Source organism: Micromonospora sonneratiae, from assembly GCF_042679305.1.
Taxonomy (GTDB): Bacteria; Actinomycetota; Actinomycetes; order Mycobacteriales; family Micromonosporaceae; genus Micromonospora_H; species Micromonospora_H sonneratiae.
Genome location: NZ_JBHTMP010000007.1, coordinates 126740 through 151313, shown reverse-complemented (window position 1 = coordinate 151313; position 24574 = coordinate 126740). Strand labels below are relative to the sequence as shown.

16 protein-coding genes and 1 pseudogene are annotated in these 24574 nt (G+C 70.2%); 12 read left to right on the top strand and 5 right to left on the bottom strand.

Annotated features, from left to right (window positions below; genetic code table 11):
- Window positions 1–9: 9 nt before the first annotated feature.
- The 4 genes and pseudogenes from nth to ACFQ4H_RS06935 form a co-directional block, all read left to right on the top strand.
- Window positions 10–708 (top strand): annotated as a pseudogene (gene nth, locus ACFQ4H_RS06950) (endonuclease III); the annotation flags it as partial.
- 119 nt (window positions 709–827) lie between these two features.
- The gene (locus ACFQ4H_RS06945) at window positions 828–1445 is read left to right on the top strand and encodes a TlpA family protein disulfide reductase (RefSeq protein WP_377568186.1); all 618 of its coding nucleotides are present in this window, start codon (window positions 828–830) and stop codon (window positions 1443–1445) included.
- Window positions 1442–2134: an NUDIX hydrolase gene (locus tag ACFQ4H_RS06940; RefSeq protein WP_377568184.1), complete on the top strand. Its 693-nt coding sequence runs from the start codon at window positions 1442–1444 to the stop codon at window positions 2132–2134. Before ACFQ4H_RS06945 ends, ACFQ4H_RS06940 begins: the two co-directional genes overlap by 4 nt.
- A gap of 147 nt (window positions 2135–2281) precedes the next feature.
- Window positions 2282–3460 (top strand): MarP family serine protease, encoded by a 1179-nt coding sequence (locus ACFQ4H_RS06935; protein ID WP_377568182.1) that lies wholly within the window; start codon window positions 2282–2284, stop codon window positions 3458–3460.
- A 54-nt stretch (window positions 3461–3514) separates the two neighbouring features.
- Here ACFQ4H_RS06935 and mycP read toward each other — a convergent pair whose 3' ends face one another.
- Together mycP and eccCa are read right to left on the bottom strand one after the other, a co-directional pair.
- Window positions 3515–4861 carry a type VII secretion-associated serine protease mycosin gene (gene mycP, locus ACFQ4H_RS06930; RefSeq protein WP_377568180.1) on the bottom strand — a complete coding sequence of 449 codons (1347 nt, stop codon included), beginning with the start codon at window positions 4859–4861 and terminating at the stop codon, window positions 3515–3517.
- A gap of 75 nt (window positions 4862–4936) precedes the next feature.
- Complete coding sequence (gene eccCa / locus ACFQ4H_RS06925) at window positions 4937–8980, bottom strand: type VII secretion protein EccCa (protein WP_377568178.1); 4044 nt, start codon at window positions 8978–8980, stop codon at window positions 4937–4939.
- A gap of 194 nt (window positions 8981–9174) precedes the next feature.
- On the opposite strand from eccCa, the gene eccD reads away from it, so the two are divergent.
- Window positions 9175–10605, top strand: coding sequence for a type VII secretion integral membrane protein EccD (gene eccD / locus ACFQ4H_RS06920; RefSeq protein WP_377568176.1), 1431 nt, complete (start codon window positions 9175–9177; stop codon window positions 10603–10605).
- A gap of 134 nt (window positions 10606–10739) precedes the next feature.
- Here the strand turns inward: eccD and ACFQ4H_RS06915 are convergent, their stop codons facing one another.
- A complete protein-coding gene (locus tag ACFQ4H_RS06915; protein WP_377568174.1) occupies window positions 10740–11246 on the bottom strand; it encodes an inorganic diphosphatase in 507 nt (168 codons plus the stop codon).
- Window positions 11247–12665: 1419 nt separating this feature from the next.
- On the opposite strand from ACFQ4H_RS06915, the gene dacB reads away from it, so the two are divergent.
- The 6 genes from dacB (at window position 12666) to folE (ending at window position 20361) form a co-directional block, all read left to right on the top strand.
- On the top strand, window positions 12666–14171 hold the full coding sequence (dacB, locus tag ACFQ4H_RS06910; RefSeq protein WP_377568172.1) for a D-alanyl-D-alanine carboxypeptidase/D-alanyl-D-alanine endopeptidase: 1506 nt from the start codon (window positions 12666–12668) through the stop codon (window positions 14169–14171).
- 160 nt (window positions 14172–14331) lie between these two features.
- Window positions 14332–15393, top strand: coding sequence for a zinc-dependent metalloprotease (locus ACFQ4H_RS06905; protein WP_377568170.1), 1062 nt, complete (start codon window positions 14332–14334; stop codon window positions 15391–15393).
- A gap of 10 nt (window positions 15394–15403) precedes the next feature.
- Complete coding sequence (tilS, locus tag ACFQ4H_RS06900; protein ID WP_377568168.1) at window positions 15404–16435, top strand: tRNA lysidine(34) synthetase TilS; 1032 nt, start codon at window positions 15404–15406, stop codon at window positions 16433–16435.
- A gap of 292 nt (window positions 16436–16727) precedes the next feature.
- Window positions 16728–17303 carry a hypoxanthine phosphoribosyltransferase gene (hpt, locus tag ACFQ4H_RS06895; protein WP_377568166.1) on the top strand — a complete coding sequence of 192 codons (576 nt, stop codon included), beginning with the start codon at window positions 16728–16730 and terminating at the stop codon, window positions 17301–17303.
- 344 nt (window positions 17304–17647) lie between these two features.
- On the top strand, window positions 17648–19660 hold the full coding sequence (gene ftsH / locus ACFQ4H_RS06890) for an ATP-dependent zinc metalloprotease FtsH (protein ID WP_377568164.1): 2013 nt from the start codon (window positions 17648–17650) through the stop codon (window positions 19658–19660).
- 74 nt (window positions 19661–19734) lie between these two features.
- Window positions 19735–20361 carry a GTP cyclohydrolase I FolE gene (gene folE, locus ACFQ4H_RS06885; protein ID WP_377568255.1) on the top strand — a complete coding sequence of 209 codons (627 nt, stop codon included), beginning with the start codon at window positions 19735–19737 and terminating at the stop codon, window positions 20359–20361.
- 37 nt (window positions 20362–20398) lie between these two features.
- On the opposite strand, the gene ACFQ4H_RS06880 is transcribed toward folE, so the two are convergent.
- Together ACFQ4H_RS06880 and ACFQ4H_RS06875 are read right to left on the bottom strand one after the other, a co-directional pair.
- Window positions 20399–21118: a hypothetical protein gene (locus ACFQ4H_RS06880; protein WP_377568162.1), complete on the bottom strand. Its 720-nt coding sequence runs from the start codon at window positions 21116–21118 to the stop codon at window positions 20399–20401.
- Entirely contained in the window at window positions 21093–23747 is a 2655-nt protein-coding gene (locus ACFQ4H_RS06875) for an FtsK/SpoIIIE domain-containing protein (protein WP_377568160.1), read from the bottom strand. The genes ACFQ4H_RS06880 and ACFQ4H_RS06875 overlap by 26 nt, the downstream gene beginning before the upstream one ends.
- A gap of 262 nt (window positions 23748–24009) precedes the next feature.
- Between ACFQ4H_RS06875 and ACFQ4H_RS06870 the strand changes: the two genes are divergently transcribed.
- Window positions 24010–24573: a hypothetical protein gene (locus ACFQ4H_RS06870; RefSeq protein WP_377568253.1), complete on the top strand. Its 564-nt coding sequence runs from the start codon at window positions 24010–24012 to the stop codon at window positions 24571–24573.
- The last annotated feature ends 1 nt before the right edge of the window (window position 24574 follow it).

The following is a 24574-nucleotide window of genomic DNA, read 5'->3' as shown; positions in this document are numbered from 1 at the left end:
GCCCGACGGATGGGCCGGGTGCTGGCCGAGACCCACCCGGACGCGCACTGCGAACTCGACCACGACGGCCCACTGCAACTGGCCGTGGCGACGATCCTCTCCGCCCAGTGCACGGACAAGCGGGTCAACGAGGTCACCCCCAAACTCTTCGCCCGTTATCCGACGGCTGCCGACTATGCCGGAGCCGACCGGGCCGAGCTGGAGGAGTTGATCCGCCCGACCGGGTTCTTCCGGAACAAGGCAACCTCGCTGATCAACCTCGGGCAGCAGTTGGTCGAGCGCCACGACGGCCAGGTGCCCGGCCGGCTGGTCGAACTGGTGACCCTGCCCGGCATCGGCCGGAAGACGGCCAACGTCATCCTCGGCAACGCGTTCGGCGTTCCCGGCATCACCGTCGACACGCACTTCCAACGGCTGGTCCAGCGCTGGAAGTGGACCACGGAGACCGACCCGGTGAAGATCGAACATGCGATCGGGGCGCTGTTCGAGCGGCGGGACTGGACCATGCTGTCCCATCGGGTGATCTTCCACGGCCGGCGGGTCTGCCATGCCCGTACGCCGGCCTGTGGCGCGTGCACACTGGCCCGGCTCTGTCCCTCCTACGGACTTGGGCCGACCACCGCACCGGCCGCCGCCAGACTGCTCAAGGGGCCACGGGCCCGGGCCCTGGCCGAGCAGGCCGGACTCGACCCCGACCTGGTGCCGGCCGCCCAGCCCGGGCTCGACCCCGACCCGACCGCCACCGGAATCGACCCGGGAACGGTGGACGACGTGACTGTGACCGGTCCCGAGCCAGGGACGGAACCGTCGACCGATCGGGAGGTACGGTGAATCGCCTCGCCGCCGGGCTGCTTCTGCCGCTGCTGCTGCTCACCGCCGCCTGCACCTCGACCGAAGAGCCGCCGAAGCCATCGGAGCCCGTAGCTGCGCCGTTCGCCGACTGCGCCGGATTGACGGGGCCACCGAAGAACTCGTCCACCGGACGCCCGACCTCGGGCACCGCCGCGCCGGCCGACGCCGTACGGGCTCTGCCCGACGTACAGTTGCCGTGCTTCACCGGCGGGGCGGAGGTCCCGGTCGACGAGCTGCGCGGGCCTGCTGTGATCAACGTCTGGGCGTCCTGGTGCCCGCCGTGCCGTAAGGAACTGCCCGCCTTCCAGCGGCTTGCCGACCGGGCCGGCGACCGCGTCCACGTCGTCGGGGTGAACACCAGGGACGACCGGGACGCGGCGGTGTCGGCGGCCAACGACCTCGGCCTGACCTTTCCCAACCTATTTGACCGGAGCGAGAAACTGCGAAGCAAACTTCAGCGCTCGGGCCTGCCGATCACCGTCTTCGTCGACGGACAGGGGCGGATCCGGCACGTCGACACCTCCGGCGCGCTCGACGACACCACCCTCGCCAGCCTCGTCGACCGGCATCTTGGGGTGGCGACGGCGCTGTGAACCCGGAACTGCCAACCTGGTGCGAGCCACTGCTGACACAGGTCAGGTCGGCCCGGACCGAGGACTTCACCAGGCTACGTACCCCGACCAGCGGCGGCCGGGCCAGCGCGGTGCTGGTGCTGCTCGGTGAGCAACCGGAACACGGCCCGGACGTGCTGCTCCTGCAACGGGCGGCGACCATGCGCAACCATGCCGGGCAACCCGCCTTTCCGGGTGGCGCTGCCGACCCCGAGGACGTCGACCCGACGGCCACCGCCCTGCGGGAGGCGCAGGAGGAGGTCGGCCTCGACCCGGACAGCGTCACCGTGCTCGCCCAACTGCCCCGACTCTGGATCCCGGTCAGCGACTTCGTCGTCACCCCGGTTCTCGGCTGGTGGCACCAGCCACATCCGGTCCATCCCCGGGCGACCACCGAGGTCGCCCATGTCGCCCGGCTGTCGGTCGCCGAGTTGGTGGATCCCGACAACCGGGTGCGGGTCCGGCATCCGAGCGGATGGATCGGCCCTGCCTTCCAGGTACGCGGAATGCTGGTTTGGGGGTTCACCGCCGGCGTGCTGGCCACCCTGCTCGACATGGGTGGCTGGAGCCGCCCGTGGCACCCGGACCGGGTGGTGGACCTGCCGTCGACACAGCTCGCCTCGGTCGCCGGTCCGGACAAGGTCGACGACGTGGCGGGTCCGCTGCCCTGAACACGTTCGTCGCGCTGCCCTGAACACGCCCTGCGCTGCTCGGCGACGCGCCGCACCAGCTTTGGTACGGCCCGATTGCGAGGGATCTGATATCGCCCGTTGGGTACGACCCGAGCCGTTGGCGGCATTCACCCGTAGGCTGGACTCGTGTCCGCGGTGGATGTCGTCCTGCTCCTGCTCATGCTGCTGTTCGCGATCAGTGGCTATCGGCAGGGCTTTGTCATCGGCGTGCTGTCCTTCAGTGGGTTCTTCCTGGGTGCGTTGATCGGACTACAGCTCGGCCCGCTGTTGGCGCAACGATTCACCGGGCCGTCCGCCCGGGTGCTGGTGGCGCTGATAGCGATCTTCGGGTTGGCGTTGCTCGGGCAGGCAGCCGCCGGTTGGGTCGGCTCACACCTGCGTCATGCGATCACCAGCCGTACCGGGCGCAAGATCGACGATGTCGGCGGAGCGTTCGTGTCGTTGTTCGCGGTGCTGCTCGTCGCGTGGCTGGTGGCGGTCCCGCTCGGATCGTCGTCACTGCCCTGGCTGGCCAGCTCGGTACGCAACAGTGCGCTGCTCACCGTGGTCGACCGGGTGCTGCCGGATCAGGCGCAGGCGTTGTCCGACGCCCTGCGGGACACCGTCGACACCAATGGCTTCCCGGACGTCTTCGACGGGTTGACGCCGACCCGGGCCCGGGAGGTGGCACCGCCCGACCCGGCCCTGGCCGGCTCGCAGGTGGTGGCCAACGGGCGGCGGTCGGTGGTGAAGGTGCTCGGCAGCGCACCGAGTTGTTCCCGCCGCATCGAGGGTTCCGGCTTCGTCTACTCGGAGAACCGGGTAATGACCAACGCACACGTGGTCGCCGGCACCCGCAGCGTGTCCGTGGAGTTGGATGGACAGCGGTACACCGGGCGGGTGGTCGTCTACGACCCGGACCGCGATCTGGCGGTGCTCTACGTACCGAGCCTGTCCGCGCCGGTGATGCGGTTCGCGTCCCGCCCGGCTCCGATCGAGGCGGACGCGATCGTGCTCGGATATCCGCTGGACGGCCCCTACAACGCCCAGTCCGCCCGGGTACGTGACGTCGACGAGATCACCGGTCCGGACATCTACGAGTCGGGTCAGGTGACCCGCGAGATCTACACGATCCGGGCGCTGGTCCGTAGCGGAAACTCGGGTGGCCCGCTGGTCGCGCCGAACGGCCAGGTGCTTGGCGTGATCTTCGCGGCGGCGGCGGACGACCCGAACACCGGTTTCGCGGTGACCGCGGCCGAGGCCCGATCGGTCGCGAACGCAGGACTGGAAACGACTGCGGCCACGGCGACCGGCAACTGCACCTGACGAGCGGGACCGTTCGGTCAACCTCGCCTCGTCGGCGTTATCGCATCCTCGGCGTCATCGCCTCCTCGTCCGACGACGGCCGACAGGGCGCAGGAAACGGATGCTCGCCAGGACACCGCCGGTCAGTAGTACGGCCAACAGCGCCCCACTGGCCCAGAGCTGCCCAACCGAGGTGCTGCTGACGATGCCGGCAGGCTGAGCCGCCCACCGCGTACGGTCGTCCCCGTTCGGAAGGCCGAGTTGATTCGGTTGGGGCTCGGCCGTCTGGGGCGCGTCCGCAACACCGGGTGCCCGGCCGAAGCCGGACACCCCGGGCGACTTCTCGTCATCGAGCGGGTTGCGTTCGACCGAGGGCAGTTCGCCCTTGAGCGCGGCGACCGGATCGACCAGGCCGAAGCCGAAGCGATCGTCCCGGCCGTCGGGCCCGAGGTCACGGGCGGTCTGGACGAGGCGGTTGATCACACTGCCGGCCGACATGTTCGGCCACTTCGCCCGCAGCAGGGCAGCCGAGGCGGCCACCAGCGGAGCGGCGAAACTCGTGCCCTGCACCCGCCAGTAGCCGCCCGGACGGGCGCCGAGCAGGCCGGTGGCCGGAGCGGTGAGTACCGTTTCCGTGCCGGTGATCGCCCCCGACCAGAGCCGGTCGGTGTCCCGGTCGAGGCCGGACACCGCGACCACCCCCGGCTCCCGCGCCGGATACCAGACCCTGCTGTTCGTGGCCGTGGTTATGTTGCCGGTGCAGGCGATGACCACCACGTCCCGGGCGAACGCGTAGTCGAGGGCCGCTGCCAGGGCCGCGCTGTCTCCGGAGCCGCCGAGGGACAGGTTCACCACCTTGGCGCCGTGGTCGACGGCCCACCGTACGCCCTCGGCGACGATCAACGCGTCGTCGTAGCGGTTCTGCTCGTCCAGCACCCGGACCGGAAGGATCTTGGCGTTGGGGGCCAGGCCGGCCACCCCGCGACTGTCGTCGTTGCGCCCGGCGATCAGAGCGGCCACGGTCGTACCGTGCCCCACCGGGTCGGTCCGTCCGTCGCCCCCGTCCGGGTGCACCAGGTCGATGCCGGGCAGCACCTGACCGGCCAGGTCGGGATGCGTCCCGTCCACCCCGGAGTCGATCACGGCAACGGTGACGTCCTGGCCGGTCGAGAGCCGCCAGGCGGCTTTGGCGTCCAGTTTGTCCAACTGCCACTGTTGATCCCGGACCGAGTCGGTACGGACCGGCATGCCCAGCGGTTGAGCAGGTGCGGCGACCGGGCCCATCGCGACCGGAAGGGCCGCAGCCGGGGCCGGCCCGGTCAGTAGCATCGACATTCCGATCGCACCGGTCAGCGTCACCCCGGCGACCCGTTTGACGACGCTCTGGTGCTGGTACGACAGCCCTGTCACAAGTACGGCCATTCACCCCGGTAGACACGTGATGCACGGAGGTTACCGCGTTCACCTGTGCATGCGGAGTGATTGCGGATGACTGAATCAGGTTGCCGGGTGATAAGCGAGCTGAATCAGTCGTACACCCTCCTTGCGGGTCACCAGCCGACCCCGGCCCGGCGGCAGCTGACCCGGCCGCACGTTGCCGATCAGCGCGCCCTCCTCCCGATCGCCAGCCATCACCAGACCCGGCGACGAGAGTTCCCGTAGCCGTTGGATGATCGGCTCGTAGAGCGACCGCGCGGCACCACCCGACCGGCGGGTCAACACCAGATGCAGACCGACGTCCCGGGCCTGCGGCAGGTAGTCCTCCAGCGCCCGCAACGGGTTGGCCGGACCGGTCGCGACCAGGTCGTAGTCGTCCACCAGCACGAACAGTTCCGGGCCGGTCCACCAGGAGCGATCCTTCAACTGCGCCGGGGTGACGTCCGGGCCGGGCAACCTGCGCTGCATGTAACCGGCCACCGACTCGATCAGCTCGCTGGTCGCCGCGGCAGCCGTGCCGTACCCGATCAGATGGTCGGACTGGATCACCCCGAGCAGGCTGCGTCGATAGTCGACCAGGATCACCCGGGCCTCCTCCGGCGTGAACCGGTTCGTGATCGAGGTGGCCAGCGTCCGCAGGAACGACGACTTGCCGCACTCGGCGTCGCCGAAGAGCAGGAAGTGCGGTTCGGACGCGAAGTCGATCGCCACCGGCTGAAGGTCCGCCTCGGCGATGCCGATCGGCAGGCGCAGGCCGGTGGTCCGGGTCAGGTCGAGTTCGGCGTACGGCAACACCGGTGGCAGCAGCCGCACCCGGGGTGCCGGGGCACCGGACCACGCCCCGGCCACCGCCTTGACCAGGGCGGGCGGCTCACCGCCGAGGCTGGCCAACTCGGGCAACGCGGTCAGGAAGTGCAGGCTCTCGGCGGTGATGCCGCGACCCGGCGTCTTCTCCGGTACGTTCGCCGCCGTGCGGCGGGACACCACCGAGTCCGTCGGGTCACCGAGGCGTAGTTCCAGGCGGGAGCCGAACAGGTCACGGATCGCCGGCCGGAAGTCCAGCCAGCGTGGTGCGGTGGCGACCACGTGGACGCCGTACGACAGACCACGGGTGGCGATGTCGGTGATCAGGGGCTCCAGGTCGTCGTACTCGCCGCGCAGGGTCGGCCAGCCGTCGACGACCAGGAAGACGTCACCGAACGGGTCGGCTGCCGGACCCGTCGCCTGGCCGGTGCCCGTTCCCATCGCGCTGGCGGCGGCCCGACGCTGTCGGTACGTCACCATCGAGTCCACCGCCAACTCGGCGAAGCGCTGTTCCCGTTCGGCCAGGAGGGTGGAGATCTCGCCGATTGTGCGGCGTACGGCAGCGGTGTCGAGCCGGCCGGCCACCCCGCCGACATGGGGCAGGTCGCGCAGCGTGGTCAGGGCACCACCGCCGAAGTCCAGACAGTAGATCTGCACCTCGGCCGGGGTGTGGGTCAGCGCCAGTCCACAGATCAGGGTGCGCAGCAGGGTGGACTTGCCGCTCTGCGTACCACCGACCACGGCGACGTGTCCGGCGGCGCCGGCGAGCTGGAGCCACAGCAGGTCACGCCGCTGTTCGAAGGGCTTGTCCACCAGCGCCACCGGCACCTGGAGTGCGCCGTGCAGCTCCGGGTTGCCGAAGGTGAGACCGCGCACCGGGTCGGTGACGACCGGACCGAGCAACTCGTCGAGGGTCGGGGACTGACCCAGCGGCGGAAGCCACACCTGGTGTGCCGGCGGGCCCTGACCGACCATCCGGGCGACCATGACGTCGAGCAGGCTCTCGCCGGCCGCCGCCTCGTCCGGACCATCGACGGGGTCGATCTCGGGGGCCGGCTCCGGCACCGGCACGAAATGGGTCGAGTAAGAGAGCAGTCGGGGCGTACCGGACTGGCCGGGGCCGCCAGGCCCGCCTGCGCCCCGGCGATGGAAGACACCTGAGACGTACGCCGCCTTGAACCGGACCAGCGGCTCGGTGCCGAACTTCAGGTAGCCGTGGCCGGGAGAGCGGGGCAGTTCGTAGGCGTCCGGCACGCCGAGCACCGTCCGGGACTCCAGCGCGGAGAAGGTCCGCAGACCGATCCGGTACGACAGGTGGGTGTCCAGTCCGCGCAGCCGGCCCTCCTCCAGGCGCTGCGAGGCCAGCAGCAGGTGTACGCCGAGCGACCGGCCCAGCCGGCCGATCTGGACGAAGAGGTCGATGAAGTCGGGCTTGGCGGTGAGCAACTCGGAGAACTCGTCGCAGACGACCAGCAGGGACGGCAGCGGGGCGAGCGCGGCACCCCCGGCCCGGGCCTTCTCGTAGTCGCGCAGACTGGCGAAGTTGCCGGCCCGCCGCAGCAACTCCTGTCGGCGGATCAACTCACCGTTGATCGCGTCGACCATCCGGTCCACCAGCGGCAACTCGTCGGCCAGGTTGGTGATCATCGCGGCGGTGTGCGGCAGCCGGTCCAGCGACGCGAACGTGGCGCCACCCTTGAAGTCGACCAGTACGAAGTTCAGCGTCTCGGAGGAGTGGGTGGCGGCCAGCCCGAGCACCAGGGTGCGCAGCAGTTCAGACTTGCCGGATCCGGTCGCGCCGATGAGCAGGCCGTGCGGCCCCATGCCGTCCTGTGCCGACTCCTTGAGGTCCAGTTCGATCGCCCCGCCGTCGGCGCTCACTCCGATCGGCACCCGGAGTTTGTCCCGGTTGGCCCGTGGTGCCCACCCCTGTGCCGGGCTGAAGCTCTCCGGGTCGCCGACACCGAGCAGTTCGGCCAGTCCCATCTCGGTGGCCAGCGGCGTCTCGGAGCCCTTGGAGGCGGCGGCCAACCGCAGCGGGGCGAGCCGGCGGGCCACCGCCTCGGCCTCGACGACGTCGAGCCGGTCCGGTACGCCGATCTCCGACGCGCCCTCCATGGAGAGGATGTCGAGCCGCCCGCCGCGCAGATCCAGTACGAGCATGGACCGGTCCAGCAGCCGTGGTGGAGGATTGTCCAGGTCGATAATCGTGACAGCGTCGATACCGCCGTCACTGACCAGGTGGGAGGCACCGGTCAGGTCGCCACCGTCGAGCACGACCACGACGTGTGGCCCGTCGGTTGCCGGTCCGGCCGGACTGAACCGGGACCGGTTGCCGACCACCTCGTCGAGCAGTTGCTCCAGTTCGGCCGCTGAACTGGCCACCAGGCGGACCGGCCCGAGTGCGTCCGTACGGTCCGGGTGCTGGGCGTGGGGCAGCCACTTCACCCACTCCCAGAGCGCCCGTCGTTCCGGACCGGCGCAGACCGCGACGAGCAACTCGTCTGGTGCGTGGAACACCGACAGTTGGGTCAGGATCGCCCGGGCCAGCGCCTGGGCCTCCGGCGAGCCGGTCTGCTCGGAGTGGCCGGTGACGCCCGATCCGTGACGACCGGGGTCGCCCAGCCGGTGTCGGCCCGGGTCGCCCAGCACGAAGACCCGGGCGAAGCTGCGGACGGAGAGTGCCACCGGCAGGTCCGGTACCACCGAGTAGGCGTCGAGGAAGCGGCGCAGGGCACCCGCGGTCATCGGTTCGAGGTCCTCCAACGGTCGGGTGACCGGTGGGATCAGCGGGGTGGCGAGGGTCTGCGGGCCGACCCCGATGCGGACCACGCCGAAGTCGGGATCGGCGGGGCGTCGCTCCCAGACCCGGTGACTGCCTACAGTGGACCAGAGTTGGCCCGGGGCGGGGTGCCGGTAGAAGAGGCCGGCCCGCTGCTTCGCGGCGGTTTCCCGTACGCGGCGGCGCAGGGCGGCCAGGTGCCGCAGATACTCGCGCCGGGCCGTCATCATCTCCGACTTCTTCGGGGAGCCGGAGACGCTGCCCCAGGACGTCGCGAGCATGGCCAGCGACGAGACACCGAACATCGCACCGACCACGTACGAGTACGTGCCACCGCCCCGACCGAACATCATCGCCATCGCGACGGATCCGCCCAGCATCGGCAGCACCATCAAAGCCTGCTGCCAACGGCTTCCGGTAGCGGCGGGAATCTCCGGTGGCGCCTCGACCGAAAGCTCCCCGGTCGGAATCTCCGGCGCTGGTCGGCGCGGTGGTCGCTTGATGACGATGCTGCTCACGCCGGCGCACTCCTGCCCGTGTCCATTGTGTCCTCCCGGGTGGCTCTTCTGGTAGATCATTCACCAGACCGCCCGGGGCGCGTGAGGCGCTGGCGTCGCCGTACCCTCACGCTCCGCTGACCGAACCCGGCCCATGGTAGGTAGAGTGCGGTCGTCCGCGCAGCCTCGGTTGCCGACACGATGGAGGATCGTCAATGACCACCGGGCTTGCCCGAGTCACGATCAACGCGCCGCAGCGGCGGGTGGACGTCGCACTGCCGGAGCAGCTACCCCTCGCCGAACTGCTCCCCGAGGTGCTCCGGCACGCCGGCGAGGGCCTGGCCGACGAGGGGGAACGGCACGGCGGATGGCTGTTGCGCCGGGCCGACGGCACCGTACTGCTGGCCGCACAGGCGCTGCTACCCCAGGGCGTACGGGACGGCGAGGTGCTGCACCTGGTGCCGGCCCAGGCCCAGTGGCCGGAACTGGAGTACGACGACGTCGTGGAGGCGATCGCCGACGGCGCTCGGCGTCGGGGCAGCGCCTGGGCCGCATCGGCGACCCGGACCGCCACCCTGGCCGGAGCCGGCGTCGCGCTGGCCATCGGCCTGATCGCCGTACTGGCCGGCGGGGTGGAGTGGCAGGTCGGACCGTTCGCCGCGCTCGGGACAGCCGTCTTCCTCACGCTGGCGGCAGTGGTGGCGTCACGGGCGTACGGGAATGCCCGGGCCGGTGCCGCCCTGGGCGGCTACGCGATGCCGTACGCCTTCGTCGGTGCCGCCCTGCTGGTGACCTCCGGTGACCCGGTCGGTGTGCTCGGCCCCCTCCGCTGGGTCGGCGCTGCGGAACTGCTGGCCGGCTCGACGGCGCTGCTGCTGGTGGCCGTACTCGGAATGGTCGGGGTGGCCGCCGGGCTGCGGGTGTACGCGGCCGGCGTGTCGGTCGGCCTGCTCGGTGCCCTGGCTGCCGTGGCCGGGCTCTTCCTGACCGCCGCCGGTGCGGCGGCGATCCTGATCTCGGTCCTGGTGTGCGCGATCGGGATGCTGCCCCTGCTGGCGATCCGGTTCGGCAAGCTGCCGATGCCGCCGATCACGCTGCCGAGCGGAGGCCAGGCGGCGGAGGGCTTCACCAGAGGGACAGCAGATCCACTCGCCGCCGCCCGGGAGCGTCCCGAGCGGAGCCGGGTGTTCGCGGCGGTGGCCCGCACCGAGGAGATGCTGACCGGCATGCTGATCGGGCATGCCGTTCTTGCCACGGCGGCGGCGATCGTGCTCGTCACGACCGGCGGCGTCTCCGGTCGACTTCTGGTGGCGGTCTCCGCTGCCGCGTTGCTGCTGCGGTCCCGCCTCTTCGTCACGGTGCGGCAACGGGTACCACTGGTGGTGGCCGGACTGGCCGGGTTCGCGGTGCTGGGCGTGGCCCTGGCCGCCCAGGCCGGACACATCGGCCTGTTCGGGCTGGCCGTGGGCGGCCTGCTGCTGGCCTTGGTGACGGTGGTGACCGGGGCGACCTACGCCAGTCGGCCGCCCACGCCGTACCTGGGACGGGCTGCCGATCTTGTCGACACCCTGATGGTGGTCTCGGTGGTGCCCGTGGCGTGTGCGGTGCTGGGCCTGTACGGCCACGCCCGGGGGTTGCTCGGCTGAGCGCGCCCCGGGCGTCGGTGGTACGGGTAAGCCACGAAAGAAGAGCGTGTACGACACGGCTCGCTGACCGTGCCGTGGTCCGCCAGGCAGGTCCGCTACCGAATCAACCGATCTGCTGAACCGGCGGGCGGCCGTCAGTGTCCGGCTTCGCCCCGCTCGCTGGCCTCCTGCTGGCGCCGGAAGGACGCCCGGATCTCCGCCTCGGCCTCGGTACGTCCGACCCAGGTGGCACCCTCGACCGATTTGCCGGGTTCGAGGTCCTTGTACACCTCGAAGAAGTGCTGGATCTCCAGCCGGTCGAACTCGCCGAGGTGGTGGATGTCGCGGAGGTGCTCCTGGCGCGGGTCCTCGAACGGGACGCACAGGACCTTGTCGTCGCCGCCCTTCTCGTCCGTCATCCGGAACATCCCGATGGTGCGGCATCGGATGAGGCAACCTGGGAACGTGGGCTCGGGCACCAGCACCAGGGCGTCCAGCGGGTCCCCGTCCTCGCCCAGGGTGCCCTCGATGAAACCGTAGTCCGCTGGGTACTGGGTAGAAGTGAAGAGTGTGCGATCCAGCCGGATTCGGCCGGTCGCGTGGTCCACCTCGTACTTGTTGCGGTGACCCTTCGGGATCTCAACCGTAACGTCGAAATCCATCTTCACGCTCCCTCGTTTGCCCACGCTGGCTAACGGAACCAGGCGGCGTGGGGCCGATGTTCGAGTGTTGATTCACTCGGTTGCTCCGGTCGCCGCATAGTGTTCGGACCGAAGTAGTGTCGCCTAAGCCAATTCTCGAGCGAGGAGGAGGGTGCGGTGGGGAGGGAAGATTCACACTACGGCCGCGAAGACGGCCCGCGCCCGTCAACCGGTGAGCCGTCGGTGAACGAGGACGGTCCGTCCACCTTCTCGGGGCCTCCAACCAGCCCAAACGCCTCGGGCAGCAATATAGCGGTCGATCCGGACGGCAGTGAGTCGGCTGGCCTGGAGGGCAGCGAGCCGGTTGACACGGCTGGCCTGGAGGGCAGCGAGCCGGTTGACACGGCTGGCCCGGCGGAGGTTGATCCGCCCAGCGACGTCGAGGGTGCGGCCGGCGGTGGTCCGGTCGATGACGAATCGACCGGTGATGTGCCGCCAGGGAACACCTCCGCGCCGCCCTCCGACCAGCCGCCGCTCGGAGACGGGGTGCAGAGTGCTGATCCCGTGACAGCCTTTGATACGCCCGCGTCGAGCCCGTCGGAGGCCGGTTCGCCGCCACCCCCGACGACGGAGCCGATCCCGTCGGAGCCGATCCCGACAGAGTCGACCCCGACGGAGTCGACTTCGACGGAGCCGACTTCGACGGAGCCGTCGCCTGTTGCGTCGGAGCCGTCCGGGCCGTCAGCCCCGCCTGCTGCACCCGTGGCGCCGCCCGCTGCGCCGTCGGCCGAGCCTGTTGCACCCGTGGCCCCGCCCGCTGCGCCGTCGGCCGAGCCTGTCTCGGCACCTCCGGTCCAGGGCGAAATCCCTGTTCCGCCGCTTACGCCCGTTTCGCCCGTACCGTCGCCTGCGGTTCCGCCTGCTGCTGCGGCTCCGGCCGTGCCGCCCGCTGCGCCCGTGGAGTCCGCTACGGCTCCTCCTGTGCAGCCTGCTCCGCCACCCACGGAGCCCTCGCCTGTGGTTCCGCCGGTAGGGCCCTCTTCTGCTCCGCCTGTTGCGCCCGTCCAGGTGCCTTTCGCGCAGGGCGTGGCGTCCGTTCCGCCGCCTGCTGCGGTTCCGCCTGTTGCGCCCGTCCAGGTGCCTTTCGCGCAGGGCGTGGCGTCCGTTCCGCCGCCTGCTGCGGTTCCGCCCGTGCCGCCTACTCCGCAGCCACATCCGTCGCCGCCGGTCCCGGTGTTCCCGGCCCAGGGCGTGGCATCGGTCCGGCCGCCGTCTTCGGTTCCGGCGGTCGCGTCGGCTTCGCCGCTGCCCCCGGTTCAGCGGGCAGCGGCGGATTCGGATCGGCCGGGGCCGTCTGCCCCGGCGTCGCAGCCCGGCCCTGTACCACCGGCTGGGCATACCGGTGATCGGCCGAATACCCCCGTCCCACCGGGTCCACCCTTGCCGCCGCCGAGCCCGGCAGGCCCGGCCGAGCCACCCCCACCGCCGCCCCGCCGTAGCCGGACCGGTCTCATCGCCGTGCTCTCGGCGGTACTCGTCCTGGTCGTTGCCGCCGTCGGGCTGGTCGTCGTCCGGCCAGGTCCGGTCGCCGGTTGGCTGGGCGCCCGGGACAACGATGCGAACTGGGTGGATACGACGACGGATCCGCCCCCGCCGCCGGTACTGGCAGCCATCGGCGACAGCGCCCCGATGCCGACGCCAGAGGGCATTCGTACGCTGATCGGTGACCTGGTCACCAAGTCCGGTCTCGGTGAGCGGGTGAACGTGTCGGTGGTGGACGTCGCCACCGGTCAGTCGCTCTACGCGCAGGGAGCGGACGTTCCGACGGTGCCCGCGTCGACGACGAAGCTCGTCACCGCGGTAGCGGTGCTGGCCACGCGAGGCCCGGCCTACCGGATCACCACACGGGTGGTCGCCGGTAGCGCCCCCGGCGAGGTGGTCCTCGTGGGCGCTGGTGACCCGACCCTCGCCATCAACGGCATTGGCAGCTATCCCGGGGCCGGCCGGCTCGACGATCTGGCGAACCAGGTGAAGCAGGCACTGGGCGGGACCGCTCCGACGAAGGTGACAGTCGATTCGTCGCTGTACTCCGGCCCGGTCTACGAACCAGGCTGGGATGCGGACATTCCGACCGGCGGTTACGGGGGCGCGGTCACCGCTCTGATGACCGACGGTGCCCGACTCGACCCGAAGAAGTCGACCAAGGGGGCGGCCCGGACCCCCACCCCCGACCTCACCGCCGGGAAGTCCTTCGCCAAGCTGCTCGGCCTACCCGCCACGAAGGTGACCCGGGGCAGCGCGCCAGCATCAACCGCTCCGAGCGCTGCGCCGACGTCAACTGCCGCTACCGATGGCACCGGTACGGTCGAGCCCGGCACCGAGCTGGGCCGGGTCGAGTCCCCACCGATCATCCGGCTGGTCGACTTCATGCTCGGCGACAGCGACAACCTGGTGGCCGAGGCACTTGCTCGGCAGGTGGCGATCAGCCGTGACCAGCCCGCATCCTTCGTCGGTGCGGCGACCGCGACGAAGGCCGTACTCGCCGAGTTGGGGCTGCCGGTCGACGGCACCGTGATTGCCGATGGCAGTGGCCTGTCCCGGAGCAACCGGATCTCCCCGGCCCTGTTGGCCGAGGTGCTTGTGCTGGCCGCCAGCGGAAACCGGCCCGAACTCGCCGGACTGGTCGGTGGCCTCCCGGTGGGAGGTTGGTCGGGCACGCTCGACGAACGGTTCAGGGTGAAGGCCAGCCAGTCCGGCGCCGGCGTGGTACGCGCCAAGACGGGCACGTTGACCGGCGTACACGCCATCTCCGGCCTGTTGACCACGACCGACGGCCGACTGCTGGCGTTCGCGATCCTGGCTGACAAGGTGCCGTTCGGGACCGATCAGGCCCATCCGATCCTGGACCGGATCGCCGCAGCCCTGGTCACCTGTGGCTGTCGCTGACCTGACCAGACATTCGGCCCGCCGTCCACCCCACGTCGATGCGGAACCGCTGGGAGGCCTGCGCCCGGGGGCATCCGTCGCGACGCTCCGGCCCGTTCTCCACGGGCGGTGAGGCGGCGAGCCAGGGGTGGGGTTGTGAGGGCGCGGGTACGGTTGGTCCATGGCGCAGTTCGTGGACTGGGATCTGGCCGCTGCTACCGCTGGGGCGTTGGGAAAGTCGGGCCCACGGGTCTCGTACGACGAGGCAACCGACGTGGTGGCCGATCTGCGCCGGTTGACCGACGAGGCTGCGGCCCACGTCGTGTCGTACACCGGGTTGCGGTCCCAGGTCGAGCACCCGCCGGTGCGGGTGGTCGACCGGCGGGACTGGGCGGCGACCAACATCGCCGGCCTCCGTGAGGTGATCACCCCACTGGTCAGCCGGCTCGCCGGCGACAAGCAACCCGGTGCGTTCACCGACGCGATCGGTTCACGGCTCACCGGTGTGCAGGCCGGCACCGTGTTGGCGTACCTGTCCGGCCGGGTGCTCGGCCAGTACGAGGTCTTCTCCGCCGACCCGGGCCAGTTGCTGCTGGTCGCGCCGAACATCGTCGAGGTCGAGCGCAAGCTGGAGGCCGATCCTCGTGACTTCCGGCTCTGGGTCTGTCTGCACGAGGTCACTCACCGTACCCAGTTCACCGCCGTGCCGTGGATGCGTGGGCACTTTCTCGGTGAGGTGCAGGCGTTCGTCGACGCATCGCAGGCCGGTGGCGAGAACTTCCTGCACCGGGTCCGTCGGGGAGTGGCCACACTGTCCGACGCGATTCGCGACCCGAACAGCCGGGCGAGCGTACTCGACATCGTGCAGACGCCGGGGCAACAGGCCGTCCTCGACCGGCTGACCGCGTTGATGACCCTCCTCGAGGGGCACGCGGAGTTCGTCATGGACGGCGTCGGGCCGGAGGTGGTTCCGAGCGTCGAGCAGATCCGAGCCAAGTTCAACCGCCGCCGCGAGGCCGGTAACCCCCTGGAGAAGGCGATCCGCAAGCTGCTGGGCGTGGACGTCAAGATGCGCCAGTACGCCGAGGGGCGGAAGTTCGTCCACGGAGTCGTGGAACGGGTGGGTATGGAGGGCTTCAACCGGATCTTCAGCTCGCCCCTGACCCTGCCGAGGCTGACCGAACTGGGCGATCCGGATGCCTGGGTGGCCCGGGTGCACGGCTCGGTCCCGAACGTCGGCTGACCCGGGCACCGTGGCCACTCTCGCGCCGTCGGTCGCCGCGATCCGCGTCGCGGTCCGGCGCACCCTGACCGAGGTACGCCGGGACCGGCCGGTCCTGGTCGCCTGTTCCGGTGGTGCCGACTCGCTGGCTCTCGCCGCCGCCGCCGCGTTCGTGGCACCGCGACTGGGGATCCCGGTCGGTCTGGTGACGGTGGATCACGGTCTGCAGTCGGGGTCGGAGCAACGTGCCGTGACGGTTGCGAAGTGGGCCGAACAGGCGGGCTTCGCGCCGGTCGAGTTGGCCACCGTCACCGTCGAGGGCCGACCCGGTGGCCCGGAGGCCGCCGCCCGTCAGGCCCGCTACCAGGCGCTGGGTGAGGTCGCCCGGCGGCACGGCGCGTCGGCGGTGCTGCTCGGGCACACCCGCGACGACCAGGCAGAGACGGTGCTGCTGGCGCTGGCACGAGGTGCCGGCCCGCGCGGTCTGGCCGGTATGCCGTTCCGACGGGAGAGGGCCGGGACGACGCTGTTGCGTCCGTTGCTGGAGGTCAGCCGGGAGCAGACCCGCAAGGCATGTGCGGCGCTGGGGTTGACCCCCTGGGAGGACCCGCACAACACCGACCCCTCCTACACCCGGGCCCGGGTCCGGGCGGACGTGCTGCCGGTGCTGGTCCGGGCACTCGGTGCCGGGGTGGTGGACAACCTGGCCCGTACGGCGAAGTTGGTCGCGTCGGACAACGCGGCGCTCGACTCGCTGGCCGGCGACGCGTTCGAGGCTGCCCGTACGGCCGACGGTGGGCTGGCCGTACCGGTCCTGGCCGGGCTGCCGGCGGCGATCCGTACCCGGGTGTTGCATGCCTGGAGCCGGGAACTGGGGGCGACGCCTGCGGCCTTGTCGTACGGGCATGTCACATCGCTGGATGCGCTCATCACCGACTGGCACGGGCAGGGGCCGACGCATCTGCCCGGCGGCATCCAGGTGAGCCGGTACCGCGACGCGCTCGTCGCCCTTCCGGCCGATGGCGGGCCCGCCGGTGGATCCGGTGGTGGGTGGGACGGATGACCGGCCAGGGTGCGGGAGTTCGCTCGGGCCGGGGTGGCGCCGGCGACGGTACGAACAGCGGACCAGCGAACCGGGCGACGACGGGCCGACGCTGTTCCCTCCGGGGATTGGGGTCCGGTCGACGGCTGGCCAGCGATAGCCTGGTTTTCATGGCGAAAACGCCCACATTGTCGATTCTGCAGAGGCGTGTCCTGCCGGATCGGACGTCCGTACCGGATGCTGGAGGGTGGGACCTCGCCGAAGAGGCTGCCCCGCCGTCAGCCCGCCAACGGCATACGGCAGGCTAGGCACCATGGCTGACGGCTCCTGGTACGACGCCGACATCGACCACGTGATCATTTCCGAGGAGCAGATCCGCGAGAAGACCGTGGAACTCGCTAAGCAGGTGTCGGCCGACTACGCATCGGTTGAAGACGGACTCCTGCTGGTGTGCGTGCTCAAGGGGGCGGTCATGTTCATGGCCGACTTCGCCCGGGCACTCGGCCGGCACGGCCCCCCGGCCGAGTTGGAGTTCATGGCGATCTCCTCGTACGGCCAGGGCACCAGCTCCTCCGGCGTCGTGCGGATCCTGAAGGACCTCGACCGGGACATCGCCGGTCGGCATGTCGTGGTGGTCGAGGACATCGTCGACTCCGGGCTGACCCTCTCCTGGCTGCTGCGCTACCTGAAGTCGCGTTCGGCGGCCAGCGTCGAGGTGGTCGCGCTCTTCCGTAAGCCGGACGCGGTCAAGGTCTCGGTGCCGGTCAAGTACGTCGGCTTCGACATCCCGACCGAGTTCGTCGTCGGCTACGGGCTGGACTTCGGCGAGCGCTACCGGGAGCTGCCCTTCGTCGGTGTGCTCAAGCCAGAGGTGTACGCCCGATCCTGATCATGGATCGTCCTCGGGAAATGTCGAGCGGACGTACAGCGCGCTTTCAGGAAGGGCGGCTAACGTATGTGTGGGTGGCGAGGATGCCGCCCACGATGCCGGATTTCCGCCTTGTTTGACCGGATAGGGTCGGGGTCAGGCACCAACCGTGGCTTCCCCCGGTCCTGCTCGTGATCCATGGCGACGGAGGCTTGAGGGAGTCGGCCCGGAACGCTCGTTCCTCGCATTCACGGTGTACCGTCGAATGACCGTGGCGCGGCGTGGGAGCGTCCGGCGCGGCAAATCAACCAGACGGTCAGGACGTCGATCAGGAGGGTCCGGGCGCTGAGGCGCTCGACAACAGTATGGAACGTACGCGTTTCTTCCGCCGCCCGGTGGTCTGGATCATCCTGGTGATCATCGGTGCGATAGCGCTCAGCTCGTTCTTCACCGGCGGCCCGAGCTACCACAAGGTCGACACGTCCGTCGCCCTCGACCAGCTCAACAAGGGTGGCATCAAGAAGGCGATCTTCCAGGACAAGGAGCAGACGCTCCAACTCGACCTGGCCGAGAAGGCCAAGTTCGGCAAGACCGAGACCGACCGGATCCAGGCCCAGTTCCCGTACGAGGTGAGCGACGAGGTCTGGAACCAGGTGCTGGCGGCCAAGGCGGCCAACCGGATCACCGGCCCGGCCGACACCGAGGTCTCCACCGACAACGTCTTCCTGACCCTGTTGGTCAACCTGCTACCGATCGCCGTACTGGTGATCCTTCTGCTGCTGTTCATGTCGCAGATGCAGGGCGGCGGCTCCCGGGTGCTCAACTTCGGCAAGTCCAAGGCCAAGATGATCACCAAGGACACGCCCAAGACCACCTTTGCCGACGTGGCCGGCTCGGAAGAGGCCGTCGAGGAACTGCACGAGATCAAGGACTTCCTGCAGAACCCGGCGAAGTACCAGGCCCTCGGCGCCAAGATCCCCAAGGGTGTGCTGCTCTTCGGCCCGCCCGGTACCGGAAAGACGCTGCTGGCCCGTGCCGTCGCTGGCGAGGCCGGCGTGCCGTTCTACTCCATCTCCGGCTCCGACTTCGTCGAGATGTTCGTCGGTGTCGGTGCCAGCCGGGTCCGCGACCTGTTCGAGCAGGCCAAGGCGAACGCGCCGGCCATCGTCTTCGTCGACGAGATCGACGCGGTCGGCCGGCACCGGGGCGCTGGCATGGGCGGCGGTCACGACGAGCGCGAGCAGACGCTCAACCAGCTCCTCGTCGAGATGGACGGCTTCGACACCAAGGGCGGCGTCATCCTGATCGCCGCGACCAACCGGCCGGACATCCTGGACCCGGCACTGCTGCGTCCGGGCCGGTTCGACCGGCAGATCGCGGTGGACACCCCGGACATGGAGGGCCGTAAGGCGATCCTGCGGGTGCACGCCAAGGGCAAGCCGTTCTCGCCCGACGTCGACCTCGACGCGGTGGCTCGGCGTACCCCGGGCTTCACCGGTGCCGACCTGGCCAACGTGATCAACGAGGCGGCGCTGTTGACCGCCCGCTCCGACAAGCGGGCGATCTCGAACGACTCGCTCGAAGAGTCGATCGACCGGGTCGTCGCCGGTCCGCAGCGCCGTACCCGGGTGCTGAGCGACCGGGAAAAGAAGATCACCGCCTACCACGAGGGTGGCCACGCGCTGGTCGCCTGGGCGCTGCCGCACTCGGCACCGGTGCACAAGGTGACGATCCTGTCCCGTAGCCGCTCGCTCGGCCACACCCTGGTGCTGCCGACCGAGGACAAGTACACCCAGACCCGGGCGGAAATGATCGACACCCTGGCCTACGCGCTCGGCGGCCGGGCGGCGGAAGAGCTGATCTTCCACGAGCCCACCACCGGTGCCGGCAACGACATCGAGAAGGCCACCGCCCTGGCCCGCGCGATGATCACGCAGTACGGCATGAGTTCCAAGCTCGGCGCCATCAAGTACGGCACCAGCGGCGACGAGCCGTTCCTCGGCCGCAGCATGGGCCACGAGCGGGACTACTCCGACGCGGTTGCCGCCGAGATCGACGCCGAGGTACGCGCGCTGATCGAGCTGGCGCACGACGAGGCCTGGGAGATCCTGGTCGAGTACCGGGACGTCCTGGACAACATCGTCCTGGAGCTGATGGAGAAGGAGACCATCTCCCAGGCCGACATGGCCCGGATCTGCGAGCGCGTGGTCAAGCGTCCGCCGATGGCACCGTACAACGGGTTCGGCAAGCGCCAGCCCTCGACGGAGCCGCCGGTGTTGACGCCGGCCGAGAAGGAGGCCCTCAAGGCGCAGGCCGTAGCCGACGGCGCGCAGGCCATGTTCGGTGGGCCGTCAGCCAACTCGGACGGTACGCACTGACCGGCAACCAGGCCGGGAGCCCCGACAGGGGACTCCCGGCCGCCTCGTCGACCGAACCGGATGGCGATGAGTCCCTGGACTACCTCGCCGCTCGGCTGATCAACGGCAAGCTCACCGGCCGTCCCGTCGAGCAGGCGATCGACCTCGGACGGATCGAGAAGGCGGTACGCGAGATCCTGATCGCGGTCGGGGAGGACCCCGACCGCGACGGGCTCCTGCAGACCCCGGCCCGGGTGGCCCGGGCCTACGCCGAGTTGTTCGCCGGGCTACGCGTCGATCCGTCCCAGGTGCTCACCACCACCTTCGAGGCCAACCACGAGGAACTGGTGGTGGTCCGGGACATCGACGTGATGAGCCTGTGCGAGCACCACCTGCTGCCGTTCCGGGGGGTCGCGCACATCGGCTACATCCCGGGGCCGAGTGGCCGGATCACCGGCCTGTCCAAACTGGCCCGGCTGGTCGAGGTCTACGCCCGGCGCCCGCAGGTGCAGGAACGGCTCACCGCGCAGATCGCCGACCTGCTGATGTCCCAGCTCGATCCGCGCGGGGTGATCGTCGTGCTGGAGTGCGAGCACATGTGCATGGCGATGCGCGGCATCCAGAAGGCCGGAGCCAAGACCATCACCTCGGCGGTCCGCGGCCTGCTGCAACGGGACGCGAAGTCACGTGCCGAGGCAATGTCCCTGATCATCCACTCCTAGCTCCGGATACGCCTCCGGCCACCACCGGAGGCGGCGGCTACCACAGGAGATTCAGCACCCCGGCGCTCAGGCAGGCCAGCATGGCCGGCACCAGGCACACCAGGGCACCGAGCGCCGGGGTCCGGTCCACCGGCGTACCCCGACCGGATCCGAAGAGCAGACCGGTGACCAGCCAGCCCGTCCCGAACGCGGCGGCGGGCAACAGCAGCCCGACGGGTAGCGTGACGATCTGCGCCACGGAGCCGATCGTCACCAGATAGAGCACCATCTGGCCGAGCACGGCCAGTGCTGCCAGTGGGACGTACACCGCCAGGTTGCGTAGCCACACCGGCCCGTTGACGGCGATCCGGCCGAGCGAACCCAGACCGCCGACCCCGGTGATCCGTACCTCCGCTGCGCCGGCTGCGGCGCGGGCCCGCCGTAGCGTCGCCAGCACCGCCGCCGGCCCGCCCGCCACCTCCTGGCTGGTCGCGGCCAGCTCCGGTGCGGTCGGCAACAGCTCCGCCTCGGGTACGCCGAGACTCCGCAACCGGGACTGCTGCGGGACGAGCCGGGCACGTACCTGTGTCAGTTCCTCACGGGCGGCCTGGACCGACCGGGCCTGTTCGCCAGCAGCGGTGGCTGCGGCGCGGCGGACGGTGTCCAGTTGGCGGGCGGCCAGCAGGTACTCCGCCCAGGCGGTGTCGACCGGATCCTGACCAGGGTGTTCGGAAGGGGTCGGGTCGGCCTGGTCAACTTGGCTGGCTTGCCTGGTCATGGCCTACCTTCGAGTGGTTGCCGGACGATCGCCGGTGGTCGGCCTCGTCCAGGTACGGGATGATCACCGTCGGCTGGTTGTCGGGGGACGCATACAGCAGTGCCCGTCCCGGGCGCGGAATCGAACCGGTCGGCCCACCGAGCAACAGGTCCACCTCGGGCGAGGGTACGTCGAGGAGCACCATGCCGTTGATCTCCTCCCGTACCGAGGCGCCCAATACCTCAACGAGCCGGCGCGGCTGCCGCCACCAGGACAGCAGATGTACGCCCCGCCCCGGCCCCTCCCGCAGCAGCGTCTGCAGCAGGTCGGTCGGCAGGCCCTCCGGGGCGGCCTGGTCCATGCCGAAGACCACCAGGTAACCGGGCTGCTCGGCCGAGAACGACCGCAGCAGCCCTTCAAGATCGACGTATTCTACGTTCTGCCGCTGGCCGAGTTCGCCGGCGAGCGCGGTCGCGGGCCCGTCCGTTTCGGGGGTCAGCGAGGCGACGACGAATCGGGCCGTACCCGAAGAGTGGTGTGCGGCCACGCTACGGGCCGCGGTGCGCAGGATTCCGGCACCAGCCGGATCCGGGCCGAGGATGACCAGGTGCCGGCCCGGGATCGGGTCCAGCGGAAAGACTGCGGTACGCCCGGTCAGGTCCACGATTCGCCCGAGCAGAGCGGCTGGCCGGTCGCTTCGACCGGCCAGGGCGGCCAGGTAGGTCGGGTCGTCGTCGAGCTGCGGCTGCGCGTACCCGGCGAAGATCCCTGGCGCCGGATGGTCGGCGGGACGGGCCTCCCACAGCCGATGCCGAAGACTGCTGAGCACGGTGGGATCGGCATACGGGTTGGGGAAACGCACCATGCGTTCGTGGCCCCGGGTAGCGCCACGCGGACCGCCGAGCCCGCCGGCCGTGTTCACCACCGCGGTTCCCAGCGGCAGACCCACGGCCGCGTCGTTGGTCGGTTCGAGCACGTCACCGCCCCCGGGCAGGGCGATCCGGACCGGGAACTGGCCGATGACGGTGTCCCGGTGGTCGAGTGGTGCCTGCGCCCCGAATGCGGTACGCCCGGTCAGTACCAGATGGATGCCGTACGAGCGTCCGGTGCGGGCCAGCGTCTCCAGACGGGCGTTCGCCTCGGCCGTCACCTGGTCGTCGACACCCGTCAGGACCTGGAGCTCGTTGATGACGCACAGTATGCGAGGTAGCTGTCGCCGTCGTGTCGAGGGCTGGCGGCCGGCAGGGGACCCTCCGTCCTGCGGTGACCGGGTGACAGGTTCGCCCTGGTCCATGCGGCGGGAGAGTTCGGCGTCGAGATCGCGCAGTACGGCAAGTCCGTACTCCCGATCGGCCTCCACCCCGACGGCACGTACGTGCGGCAGCCATGAGTGGTCCCGCCCGGTCGGCGCGAACTCGGTGAACGACCCGCCTTCGGTGAAGTCGACGAGGTAGATGGCCAGTTGGCTGGGGGCGTACCGGCTGCACAGCCCGTAGAGGACGTTGACCAGGAAAGACGTCTTTCCTGCGGCGGGCCGTCCGCCGATGATCCAGTGCGGGGTCAACTCGTTGAACCGCAGCGTCACTGCCCGATCGCCGGCCATCCCGACCGTGGTGACCAGGCCGTCGGCAGCCTCCTCGGTCCACAGCTCGGCCGTGTCGTCCGGCAACAGGTCGGCCAGACCGGGGTACGGGTCGGTGTCGAACCGGATGGACAGTTCCCGGCAGACCCGGTCGAACAGGTGGGCTGGTGGATCTTCGTCCAGGAAGACCGGGGAGTTGAGCCCGGTAGTCGAGGACTGCGGTGCCGCACCGCTGAACGAGGCACCTGGCGGGTCGCTCACCAGGGCGTACGGATTGCGCAGCGTGACCATGGTGGCGTGCGGGAGCGGCGGTTGGGTGGTTTCCTCGGTCAGCGGGGGCGGAGGCCAGCCAGCGACGATCATGTGCAGTCCCATGGCGGGTCCGTGCTGGGCCAGGGCGGCGATGCGGGTCAGATCGGCACCCTCGGTCAGCTCCGGCAGCGAGGCGATCACCAGGAGCAGGGTGTGATCCCGGCGGCGGTGCTGGGCCCCAGCGGGGCGGCTGGGGCGTACCCACTGTTCCGCCTCCGTCAGGACGGCCTGGAGGCCGGCCCGGTCGGTGGCTGGGGGCGGCATCAGGCCCGCATCCGCCAGGGGCGCGAACGGGGCGAACAGCAGGCCTGACGTGGCGGCGTCGACGCCTCGTACCAGTAGCGAGCCGGCCGGCGCGGCGGCCAGCAGGCGAAGCAGTACCGCCCGGACGAGACCGGCGACGCGCGGGTCACGGACGTCCGCGTCGAGAGTGAGATGGCCGGTGCCGAGCAGCGGCACCACGGCCGGGAACCTGGCGTCGTCCAGCGGCTGCGCCGTACCAATTCGGACAAATGCTGGCACAATCGATCCACCGAGTGGGGCAGCGTCCAACCGGGAGTCCAGCGGAGCACCCAGCCAGCCGGGCACCAGCACGGCTGCGGCCGTCCGCAGCCGCTCGGCCAGGTCGTGCTGTTCCAGCTGATCGGCCGGTGCAGGACGGGTTGCGTCGAGTGCGGTGGCCGCAGCGGTGGCCGCCGCAGCGGCCTGGCGATGTAGTGCGGCAGCGTGGCTTACCCGCGCCTTCAAGCTGGCCACCGTTTCCCCTTCCCTGATGGCTGGAGCTTCGGCATGCTGCCAGCACGGTGTGACCGTCAAGTCAGATGCTGGCCTGGTCAGACACTCTTCTGGACTGTGACGGTAACGCAGCGAAGACATAGTTTTGCGGACGCCAGCGATGGGCCCGGCCTGGTCGCTCCGCTGGCGACCAGCTCCGGCCGTACGGTGGTCAGTCAGTTATCCGGCCTTCCGGGCCATTGGGTACGAGCGTCTCAACAGATAGCCTCAAGGGGTGGAATCAGTGCACCCCCCAGCCGGTTCCCAGGTGTCCCGTGTACCCACGCAACGGACACCATCAGACCAGGCCCTGCCGGGCCCGGTGCCACCAGGCACCACCCCTCGTCGAAGCCGACTGCGCAGGGTTCTGGTGGTCGTCAGTGCAGTTGTCGCCCTGTTCTGTCTGAGCGGGGTCGCCGTCGCCTACGTCCTCTACGACAACGCCACCGCCCCGGACCGCAGCGCCCCCGACGTCGTCGTCGACAACTACCTCCGGGCCTTCCTCGTAGATCGAGACGACGTGAGGGCCAATCAGTACGTTTGTGCCAGCCCTTCTCTGAATGCCGTCAGGGACCTGCGCGCCGAGGCAGAACGTCGGGAGCGAGAGTTTGCCGTAAAGGTGCGCATCACCTGGGGCTCGCTGACCCGCTCCAAGGCTGACCAGGGTGAAACGGTGCAGACGACGTTGACTATCGCCGGGTTCGCCACCGCCGACGGCCAGGCACGCAGCAGTCGCCGCGAACAGTGGGCATTCGATGTGGTCGATCGGGACGGCTGGCGAGTGTGCAGCGCACAGCGGGTCAGCTGAA

Bases quoted from the DNA above. Each gene is read 5' to 3' on its own strand.
- mycP (WP_377568180.1), bottom strand. From the start codon at position 4,861: ATGGCCGTACTTGTGACAGGGCTGTCGTACCAGCACCAGAGCGTCGTC.
- eccD (WP_377568176.1), top strand. From the start codon at position 9,175: ATGACCACCGGGCTTGCCCGAGTCACGATCAACGCGCCGCAGCGGCGG.
- ACFQ4H_RS06915 (WP_377568174.1), bottom strand. From the start codon at position 11,246: ATGGATTTCGACGTTACGGTTGAGATCCCGAAGGGTCACCGCAACAAG.
- ACFQ4H_RS06905 (WP_377568170.1), top strand. From the start codon at position 14,332: ATGGCGCAGTTCGTGGACTGGGATCTGGCCGCTGCTACCGCTGGGGCG.
- hpt (WP_377568166.1), top strand. From the start codon at position 16,728: ATGGCTGACGGCTCCTGGTACGACGCCGACATCGACCACGTGATCATT.
- ftsH (WP_377568164.1), top strand. From the start codon at position 17,648: ATGGAACGTACGCGTTTCTTCCGCCGCCCGGTGGTCTGGATCATCCTG.
- ACFQ4H_RS06880 (WP_377568162.1), bottom strand. From the start codon at position 21,118: ATGACCAGGCAAGCCAGCCAAGTTGACCAGGCCGACCCGACCCCTTCC.